We start from the raw sequence: 9,633 nt of genomic DNA, 5'->3' as shown, positions 1-9,633 counted from the left end.
TTGCTATATATTATGTTAAATTCCTGAAAGTATTTTCTTTGCGTTCTCCAGGTTATTTTTTCCATTTATTTTTAGATATACTTTACTGATTTCAGAAGGCTCTCCTATTTTTCTACAGAGATCCTGTGCCTGGGAAATGGGTATGTAGATTTTCCTGGAACCTCCGTTTCTCTGGCTTTCTTAATGCCCTCGGCTGTGGCTTCTATCACGACAAATTCTTTTTCATTAGAGTTTAAAAGGACATCAATGTGCTGGCAGCAGTTACTTTCGCTGTTCTGCCTGTTAGGATAAAAGAACTGGTCTACGGAAATGTCCAGCAAGGTGACGATTTGGTAAAAGGTATTCAGGTTTGATTATGAGGACGATACGCAGTTTTATGTTTTAGCAGTATTTTATCTACATACTCGATGACAACATTGATAGATTGAAAGAATGGCGGTAAAATAAATGCGGATAAAATTTGAGACTCCATAATAGATACATATTTCTCTGCTATACTTGAAAAATTGGAGGTGGAACAATGCAGAAGATTTTAATTGTCGAAGATGATATTGACATTCAGGATATATTAAAGAACCATCTGATTGATGCGGGATATGAAGTCGCTGTTGCTTCTGACGGTGTGTCGGGCATTGCAATGTTTGGGGATACCATCGACCTTGTGCTGTTAGACATCATGCTCCCTAAAATCGACGGCTATGGTGTATGTGAGGTCATTCGTAAGCGGTCACAAGTCCCTATTATTATGCTTACTGCACTTTCGGATGAAGAAAACCAGTTGCGGGGTTTTGAACAGCAGATTGACGATTACATTCCAAAGCCCTTTTCACCCAAAATCCTACTGTGCAAGATTGCGGCTATTCTTCGCCGTAGGACTGCGGAAAATCAAAATCAATTCCTGCTTACTTATAAAGAGTTGAGTATGGATGTTGACGGATTCCATGTATATCAAGGCGGAAACGAGGTTGTTTTAACCAGCAAAGAGTTTGCTCTTCTTAGGCTTATGCTTGAAAATCAGGGAAAGGTCTTTACTCGGCAAATGCTGCTTGACCGATTGTGGGCGGACGATTTGGAGGTCGAGGAACGGATCGTTGACAGTCACATAAAGAACATTCGCAAAAAATTAAATGCTGACTATATAAAAACAATCAGAGGGGTGGGATACAGAATTGACAAAGTACATTAAGCAACGTTTATCCGTTAAGATTTTTATAATTACATTTTTTCTACTGGGTGCGGCTTGCGGCGGAACATATTTTTTCATTTCAAAGCTGTTACCTGCGACATACTCCAATTTGATAAATGCGTCCACAGAGAAAGCCGCTATGCACCTTGTTGAGCAAATGACAGCTTTTGACAATATATCTGATTGTGAAAATGATATATCTAATTTTTCAAAGGAAACAAATGCCGCTTTTTGGATTGAGGATAGTAACGGTCGTATGATATATCCAGACGAAGCATCAATAGAAACCTCTACTACTTCGGCAGATTGTACAGTTACATTCGATGAAGATGAATCGTTCATAGATATGCAACCGTCTGGGGAAACCACGACAAATTTTTACCCGTTCACGTTAAAAAACGGTACTGCTTATGCATTGGCAGTTCAAACGGATTTGTTCGTTGTACAGCAGGCAACAAAAGTATTGCTGTCTATTCTTCCGTATGTTATCCTAATGATCTTTCTGCTTTCGCTCCTTTGTGCATGGCTCTATACACGGTACATCACTCGACCTATTGTGCAACTGAGCAAGATTTCAAAGCAAATGGCAGAATTGGATTTTTCCGGTCAATGTGGTACAGGACGAGAAGATGAATTAGGTTGTTTGGCGCAAAATCTAAATTCATTATCTGCTTCGCTATCCACTGCATTGAACGACCTTCAAACTGCCAACCAACAGCTCAAAACAGATATTGAAAAGGAACAGGAGTTAGAAAGACAGCGGGTAGACTTTTTCTCGGCAGCATCCCATGAACTGAAAACACCACTGACCATCTTGAAAGGACATTTGGCGGGAATGCTGAATGGAGTCTGCGGTTATGAAAACCATATAGAGTACATGGAGCGTTCCCTAGCCGTTGTTGATAGGATGGAAAAGTTGGTAAAAGAGCTGCTGTATGTTTCTAAAGCAGAGGGAACTCAAAAATCCGAATATAAAACCATTGATTTTGCGGAAATATTTCGGGTACAGATTGCCACTGTAACAGATTTGTTGGAAGAAAAGGAACAGTGCTTTGAAGCAAATATTCCTACCCGCCTTTATTGTGAAGTGGAACAATCACAGATGGAACGGGCAATTCAAAATATATTGGTAAATGCAATTCGTTATTCTCCAAGTGGTGAATTGATTCGTATATCTTTGTCCGAAACACATGGCACAATTCGTGGTGAAATTGAAAACACAGGTGTCCGTGTGCCTGACGATGCTATTCCACATTTGTTTGAAGCCTTCTATCGGGCAGATATATCTCGTAACCGCAATACAGGTGGAACTGGATTAGGACTTTATATTGTTCATAAAATCATGGAAATACACCAAGCAAAGTACGGCATCTCAAATACAAGCAATGGTGTACTGTTTTGGTTTGAATTGCCTTGCAGGCAGCCGATAGACAACTCCATCTAAAATCCATAATCCTTGCAAATTATATCCAAGTTGCTTTGTTATATTATAGCTGTCCTCAAGAGGGTAGCTATAATTTTTAGAAAGCGAGGTTTTATCGATGAAGAACAAAAAAATTTGGTCAATAGGACTGTGTGGAGCAATCTGTTTAAGCATTGCAGGAGTTACTTATGCAAGCTATGCAAGTGCATTGGCTTCGGATACACCAAAGGTTTCAACATCCGAAACAGGAAACATATCCGGTACAGATATTCTCTATCAGGATACAGACGGTGGACAGATCAGTGTTGACGGTAAAAATTGGGTCGCTGAGGCAGATTATGAGAAAAACAACACGGTACCGGATGTGCAGTGGTGGACAGCTGATGAATATGAGGCGTGGATGAACGAACAGAAAAAGGAAATGGAATCTTTGATTGGAACCGGAGATGGTTGGTATGATGGGCTGGGCGTATTCCATGAATTTACACAGGAAAGTGTAGATGCTATGATGGACAGCTATAAAGAAACTCTGGAAAGTATCAAAAAGGGAGTATTGTATTCCAAAGATGACGGTGACGGCGATACCTACTCCATGATTCCACCTACTGAAGATGTAGTTTCCTCTTATAGTGTTGATGTAACAAAAGATAACGGAAAAACAGTACACATTGGGGATTATTCCACAGTTGAGGAATTAGACAAAGCCATTTCTGATGCAGTTAAAAATGGTCAGCTCACACAAGAAGAGGCGGACTCCGTTCAGAAATAATAACTAATCCTTTCTGCCGGTCGATAGCAAAAAGCAAGAACTGCCCGGGCTGCGGAAAAATCCACAGAGAAGAATTTGAGCAATTCATTTTCTCTGCCATGCAGGAGAAGTTCAAAGACTTTCAGATACTCCACGGCAGGGAGGAAAAAATCAATCCAAAACTGACCGCCTATCAAGTGGAGCTGGCACAGGTGGAAGCAGAAATTGAAAAGCTACTGGATACGTTGACCAGACTAATGCGACTTTGCTTGCCTATGGCAACAAAAAAATTTGAAGAACCGGACACCCGCCGCCAGACCATTTCGAAGGCGATCGCCGAATTGCTATATATTATGTTAAATTCCTGAAAGTATTTTCTTTGCGTTCTCCAGGTTATTTTTTCCATTTATTTTTAGATATACTTTACTGATTTCAGAAGGCTCTCCTATTTCTTTGCAGAGATCCTGTGCCTGGGAAATGGGTATGTAGATTTCGTTGCCTTCTATTACTACAGCGGCTTTACAGGGCATATATGAGGTTTGCGGTTCTCTTGCGGAATTGCCGGATAAAGTGGTAAGATCATCCGTGGCTTTGGGAGTATCCTTCTCTTTTTCATCCAGGGAATAAAAAATATTCAGGTTTTCACCCATCTCTAAAAATTTTTCCTGTTGTTTTTTTGAAATGGCATGATTATTATAGTCTTTCATATCCCGTAGGGAACCATTTCCCAGCAATACCAACGGCATCTTCCCCAATTCATTCTGAGTTGGATTTTTTCCAAACGCATTCATATCAATTCCTGAAAAAGTCGTTGTTTCCGTATAATCTTCAATTTTGATGACAACCGGGACTTCTATGACTGGCCAGATTTCTTTTATACCTTTTATCTTCTTCGCTTTCTGCAAAAAATCTTCATCATAAGCCAGATCTCCAAGTGGGAGTAACACAGTAAATTGCCGTTTTTCTTCTTTCATGCCTGCCAGCAGCATTCCTAATAATGTAAGTATCAATGCCAGCAGAAGTATGACAAATAAGGTAAAGCTGTCTATTTTTTTTCTTTTCAATGAGAAGCCGCCTTTCTCACTTCTTCGAGAAGGATATTTTTCTTATGAAGCTTTCTGACCAGAATCAGGATTATGGAAATAAGCAGTACTGCAACAACTGCAGCTATGGAATACCACCAGTTATTGGTTTTCTCCTGGTCATCTTCAACCTTTAAAGACTTTATCTGGGTTTCTTTGATTTCAGAATCAAATTTTATTTCTTCCTCATATGATTTGCCATCTGCATCCTCATACGTAAGAATTAATTGTCCTGCACATTTTCCTGTTTTTCCTTTTACATATATGCGAAGACTTCCTTGGGATAAATCTCCGGCCTCTATGGTCCCTAAGAATGCAGTATCGTTTGAGCTTAATTCATCAGCCTTTAAGCTGACACTTGCATTGTATATTTTGTCTCTTCCAAGATTCATTGCTTTTACCGGGATCTCTACTGTATCCATAGTGTATAAAACAGATGGAATATCTGAAGCTTCCAGCTTAACACGAACCGGTTGGATGATCTGAAAAGACAGTAATTCTGTACCGGTAGTTGCCGTTGCTTTCGAATCTTCATAATCCAGAGAAAAAGTAATGACAGCCTGGCCAGGATCACAGTTTTCTGTTATAGTAATCATCTGTTCCAAAGTAATTGCTTCACCAGGAGCCAGGACTTGTACATAAAAAGAGTTTTTCTCAAATTCAATTCCTTTGTTCTCTGTAGAAAGGGAAATTTTTAAACCAAATACATTTTGACTGCAGCTTTTATTTCGAAATGTCAGCGACATTTCTGTTGTAGAACCAGCCTCCAATCGTCCACCCGAAAGATTGCTGTCTTCTAATAATACCTGCGGTTTATGTAATATTTTTTCACTTGATGAGTCTGATGTTGAATTACCTCCTCCCCCACCGCCCGAATACCCTCCGTTGTCTATAACCGGATCTGTTATCTGCGGGGCGTCACCGTCTTCCGGATTATCACTGTCTATTACAACATGAAAAGGATTCGATTTAGAACCATCACCAAAGTCATCTCCTGATGTAAAAATATCCGGATCCGGATTTTCTTTATCGGTATCAGCTTTATCAGGAGTCTTTTCATCCTCTGCCGGAGGTTCGGTGCTCGGAGGTTCGGTACTCGTAGATTCATCCTCTTTTTCATCAAGGGTTAACGAGTTATCATTCTCATAAGATACGGACGGATCTGAGTCCGTAAATCCTTCTTCAGCAGATGTAACTTCCGTGTTTTGAGGCTCTGTGGCAAAAACGGTAGCTGGAAGAAATATTATTGTCGTACACAATACTAATGCCGTTTTTACAAATAAATTTCTCATTATCAGGCAGTCCTTTCTCTTAAGATTCCTCCATCCATTTCATATACGTGGTCACATAAGATTCTGATGTCCTCTTCATTATGGCTTGCCAGCAAAATGGTTTTTCCTGCTGCTTTTAAATCCAGCAGCAGTTCTCTTATTTCTTCCACGCCATGTTTATCCAGTCCATTAAACGGCTCATCCAGAATCAAAAACAGAGGATCTTCCATAATGGCCTGTGCAATACCAAGGCGTTGACGCATTCCAAGGGAATATTTTCCGACGGGTTTCTTCATGTCCGGATCCAATCCTACCCTTTTTAAGACTATGCGGATATCGGCCTTCGAAATCCGGCCATTCATGTCTGCCAGGATCTCCAGATTTTTAAAGCCCGTATATTGTGTAAGAAAACCGGGAGTCTCGATAATAACTCCAAGACTTTCAGGAAAATCCACATCATGGCCTATTTTTTTTCCAAATACAAAAATAGTGCCCGTAGTTACAGGAAGAAACCCACAGATGCATTTCATAAGGACGGTCTTTCCTGAACCGTTATTTCCAACAATCCCATAGACGTTCCCTGTTTTCAAGGAAAGATTTACTTCCTGTAACACGATGTCTTCACCGAAACGTTTGGTCACGTGTTCTATTTTTACGCAGGTGTTCTGCATCATTCCACTTGCTCTTTGCGGATCACAGGCCAGATTAAATGTCCCTTCAGATTTCTTCCAATCTTCCATATAAAACACCTCCCAGAATTCCCAGCATTACTAATAAAAACAACAGTAGAAATAGCCAAACTCCTATTTTGTCCGGTCCCCAATTTTCATCAGCCAGTATCCATTCTACTGGATAAAACCATATCTGATTCTTAAAATAGCGGTCATGAAGGATAATTCCGAAATAAAAGCTTACAAAAGGGATTCCATATGCCATGTAAGCAGAATCCCATAAAATCCCGCAGCTTCCACCGAAAATGCTTATGATACTTCCGATAAGTCCTGTCCGAAATGCCTTCATGAGTAAGTCCAGAAGTGCTTCTTTCTGAATAGCACCCTTTATCTCCAGCGGATAGAACAAAATAAAATTGATAAAAAGTGCCGTTAGTATAGATAACGTCCAGACCATAAAACCAGATACCATAATGGAAAAGACTTTACCTTCGATATACTGTCTGCGAGTCGTTCTGGGAAGTATCTCCTTTAAAAATCCACTTTTATATTCTTGCAGAATGGAATCACTCCATGGCAATACGGCTGCTACCGGAATGGCAAAAGATACTGCCTGACTTTTTAAGGAACCTTCCAGTATACTGATAAAAGTACCACATGTCAGTGCTTTTTTTAAGCTGGGATAAGTCTGTCCAATGGCGATGGAAATGCAGGCTATCAGCCATGCTGCCAGAAAATTCTTATTAAAAAACATACGTTTTGTTTCACCCCACATAGGTTTTCCCCCTTCCGATCATGTCTTTTCTCCAAGAAATTCAAAGGTATATTTTTTCATCCGGTTAATTGCAAAAACTGCAAGAAGAACTAAAATACCCAGAAAAAACATGTAGGAATGCGAGATTTTCGGAAGCAATGGGTCATAACCCAAGTTATGTTTTCCGTATACTGCCTGGTTCAGAGGACTGATCCAGCAGATTAATACATTTACCTGATACATTTCGTATTTTTCTTTATGTAAAATTGCAGCCAGTACTTTCGGGTCCAATAAAAAACCAAAGACACTGTAAAGAAGGCCAAAAATCATCCCCTTAGTCTTCCCTTTATAGAGATTTCCTACAAGGATTACAAAGCTTAAGGTCAGCGAATAACAAAACAGAAGGAAGAAAACCTGCAGCATACAGCCATAGGGTGAGATACTTTCCATGACTCTTACTGTAGAAGGGACCTGCAGGTTTTTTCCTAATTCTGAATAACCAAGCATGGCCGCAGTTTCGCTCCACAGATTACCTGGATAACTCTTTTTCATACACAGCACGGCCGTAAACAGCAGCATCAAAACCGTATATAAAACAGTTACAAGAATAACATAAATGAATTGACCTAAAAGCCATTTCCTCTTGGTTGTCCGGGTCAGCTGGTATGGAGTAATAGGTGTCATCTTCGGCAGGTCAGAAAACATAAGAAGCAAGAGCAGTGAACTGGACAGTACTGCTATCCCATCCCCAAATGTCCAGATAAATGGTTCAATGGCCTGTACCGGTGTATCGTAGGTCTCCATTACAACCATGATTCTGCCTGTAAGCAGGAAACTAAGTACAAATTCTAACAGAAATATAAAAACAACTTTGGGATTGCGTAGAAATCCGAAGAAATTGTACCTTACAATTCCAAATACCTGTCTCATGTCAGTAACCCAGATTCCGGTCTATGATACTGCCATCCACGGCATTAATGGTAAGGAAACTTTCATTCGGATCTTTACTGGTATTTGATTCTGTTTCTCCGTTATATTCACTTTCTGAAGTCATGCTGCCGAAAAAATCCCAGACGGGGATCAAAATACCTGTGTGTGCGTCAGTAGACGGCTCATATATTCTGGCATAGCCAAGAACGATCCGATCAATATTATAGACCCTGGAATTTTCATATTGCATATTATCAGCGTTTGTTACCACCATCATTTTTTCATAAATTTTCATAACCTCGCTGAACGAAAGAAGATTTAAATTCTCTGTCTTTATTTTACCAATTGTGTAGGGATTTGAATAAGTCATGCTTTCTATGCCATCTTTATCGACATAGAAACAGAGACTTTCATAAGACCATGTTTCCATTGTGCTGTCCATATCTTCCAATGCCCCACCATCTGCAATTGTCTGAGTGACCGGCACACCATTTATGGTACGTGCATAATCAATTCTATATCCATTTCCAAAATTACCTGAACTATTATCGCCTTCAAAACTTTTGCACACCGCGTAATTCCAGTTAGAAAACTGTAAATCTGTGATGCCCATTTTTTCAACTTTTTCCTTTACAAGTTTTTTGGCTTCATCCAGGGACAGCCCGATAGATTCTTCTGTGGGTTTTTCTTCCTCTTCAGAATATCCGTAATCACACCACATTGCATCCTCCGGTATTTTTTCCCCGCCCTTGTTTGCTGCTTTCTTGATCTTGACTGACAAGGTATCGGAGCCATCGGAAGATATTATATAGTAGTATTGTGAATCGTCTGGCATTTGTGCAACACAATTGAAATAATTTCCGGCAACAGGTTTTGCCTCTGTCAGGGTTTTCTTTTCCGGAGCAGTTTCGTATTCCTGTTCCCATGTCTCAATATCTTCATAGATATCATAGACATAATTCCCATCATCGTCTGTTCCATAGTTATACGGATCCAGGTTTCCGTTTGCAACGTCTTCTTTTAGTTCATCCAGAGTTTTTTTAATTTCATCCTTTGTCTTCGCATAATAACTATCAATAGTATAAAGTTTTGCCTCTGAGAAGAATGCGTTTGTAATACGGTCGAGAAGCTCCTGGGTAACTTCTGCCGCGGTGACAGAAATAGCAGATATCTTTTCCACTTCCGGAATTTCTACGCTTGCATCTGTATTTACCACGAGCTTGGCACTGTCATCTTCCACATGGCTTTTATAATTTTGAGGAGCATTGATGAGGTTCCTGATGGTTGTCTTTGAATCTGAACCGTCATCGTTCTTGCTTTCAGATGCTTCTCCTTTAGAACCGCTAACATCATCCGCTTCCGTATAGGCATCTACAGCCTTGCTCCCCTTCGGCTTTACCAAAGAAGAATCCGGGGTCTGTGCGCATCCTGTAAACATTCCAATACAAAGCACTATTCCTGCAAACTTTTTTATGTTTTTTCTCATTTCTGGTAATATCTCCTTTCTAAGGTTGTTATAAGTATATCATCGAGCATTACACCAAATCTTTCGCGATTTGTAACTGATA

Annotated in this window: 11 protein-coding genes; 4 read left to right on the top strand and 7 right to left on the bottom strand. The window is 40.0% G+C overall.

What is annotated here, in order from left to right; translation table 11 throughout:
- Positions 1–104 precede the first annotated feature (104 nt).
- Positions 105–320, bottom strand: coding sequence for a hypothetical protein (locus tag LIR34_RS03030; RefSeq protein ID WP_330591206.1), 216 nt, complete (start codon positions 318–320; stop codon positions 105–107).
- Positions 321–520: 200 nt separating this feature from the next.
- On the opposite strand from LIR34_RS03030, the gene LIR34_RS03025 reads away from it, so the two are divergent.
- The 4 genes from LIR34_RS03025 to LIR34_RS03010 all read left to right on the top strand — a co-directional run bounded on the left by LIR34_RS03025 (position 521) and on the right by LIR34_RS03010 (position 3,725).
- Positions 521–1,186, top strand: a complete 666-nt coding sequence (locus tag LIR34_RS03025) for a response regulator transcription factor (protein WP_173761569.1) — start codon at positions 521–523, stop codon at positions 1,184–1,186.
- Positions 1,170–2,630 carry a sensor histidine kinase gene (locus tag LIR34_RS03020; RefSeq protein ID WP_173761570.1) on the top strand — a complete coding sequence of 487 codons (1,461 nt, stop codon included), beginning with the start codon at positions 1,170–1,172 and terminating at the stop codon, positions 2,628–2,630. The genes LIR34_RS03025 and LIR34_RS03020 overlap by 17 nt, the downstream gene beginning before the upstream one ends.
- 97 nt (positions 2,631–2,727) lie before the next feature.
- A complete protein-coding gene (locus tag LIR34_RS03015) occupies positions 2,728–3,378 on the top strand; it encodes a hypothetical protein (RefSeq protein ID WP_173761571.1) in 651 nt (216 codons plus the stop codon).
- A gap of 98 nt (positions 3,379–3,476) precedes the next feature.
- Positions 3,477–3,725: a hypothetical protein gene (locus tag LIR34_RS03010; protein WP_226844739.1), complete on the top strand. Its 249-nt coding sequence runs from the start codon at positions 3,477–3,479 to the stop codon at positions 3,723–3,725.
- On the opposite strand, the gene LIR34_RS03005 is transcribed toward LIR34_RS03010, so the two are convergent.
- The 6 genes from LIR34_RS03005 to LIR34_RS02980 form a co-directional block, all read right to left on the bottom strand.
- The gene (locus LIR34_RS03005; protein ID WP_226844736.1) at positions 3,714–4,331 is read right to left on the bottom strand and encodes a hypothetical protein; all 618 of its coding nucleotides are present in this window, start codon (positions 4,329–4,331) and stop codon (positions 3,714–3,716) included. The two genes, LIR34_RS03010 and LIR34_RS03005, sit on opposite strands and share 12 nt — an antisense overlap.
- Before the next feature lie 86 nt (positions 4,332–4,417).
- Complete coding sequence (locus LIR34_RS03000) at positions 4,418–5,731, bottom strand: hypothetical protein (protein ID WP_173739943.1); 1,314 nt, start codon at positions 5,729–5,731, stop codon at positions 4,418–4,420.
- Between the two features lie 2 nt (positions 5,732–5,733).
- Positions 5,734–6,384 carry an ATP-binding cassette domain-containing protein gene (locus LIR34_RS02995; protein ID WP_044925097.1) on the bottom strand — a complete coding sequence of 217 codons (651 nt, stop codon included), beginning with the start codon at positions 6,382–6,384 and terminating at the stop codon, positions 5,734–5,736.
- Between the two features lie 43 nt (positions 6,385–6,427).
- Positions 6,428–7,156, bottom strand: coding sequence for an ABC transporter permease (locus LIR34_RS02990; RefSeq protein ID WP_244092363.1), 729 nt, complete (start codon positions 7,154–7,156; stop codon positions 6,428–6,430).
- Positions 7,157–7,174: 18 nt separating this feature from the next.
- The gene (locus LIR34_RS02985) at positions 7,175–8,065 is read right to left on the bottom strand and encodes a hypothetical protein (RefSeq protein WP_173903336.1); all 891 of its coding nucleotides are present in this window, start codon (positions 8,063–8,065) and stop codon (positions 7,175–7,177) included.
- A 1-nt stretch (position 8,066) separates the two neighbouring features.
- On the bottom strand, positions 8,067–9,551 hold the full coding sequence (locus tag LIR34_RS02980; protein WP_173903335.1) for a DUF6034 family protein: 1,485 nt from the start codon (positions 9,549–9,551) through the stop codon (positions 8,067–8,069).
- Positions 9,552–9,633 lie beyond the last annotated feature (82 nt).

The organism is Blautia sp. MSK17_66, from assembly GCF_020538025.1.
GTDB lineage: Bacteria > Bacillota > Clostridia > Lachnospirales > Lachnospiraceae > Blautia_A.
Note: the sequence above shows the minus strand (reverse complement) of the source record. Positions and strands in the feature narration are given on the sequence as shown.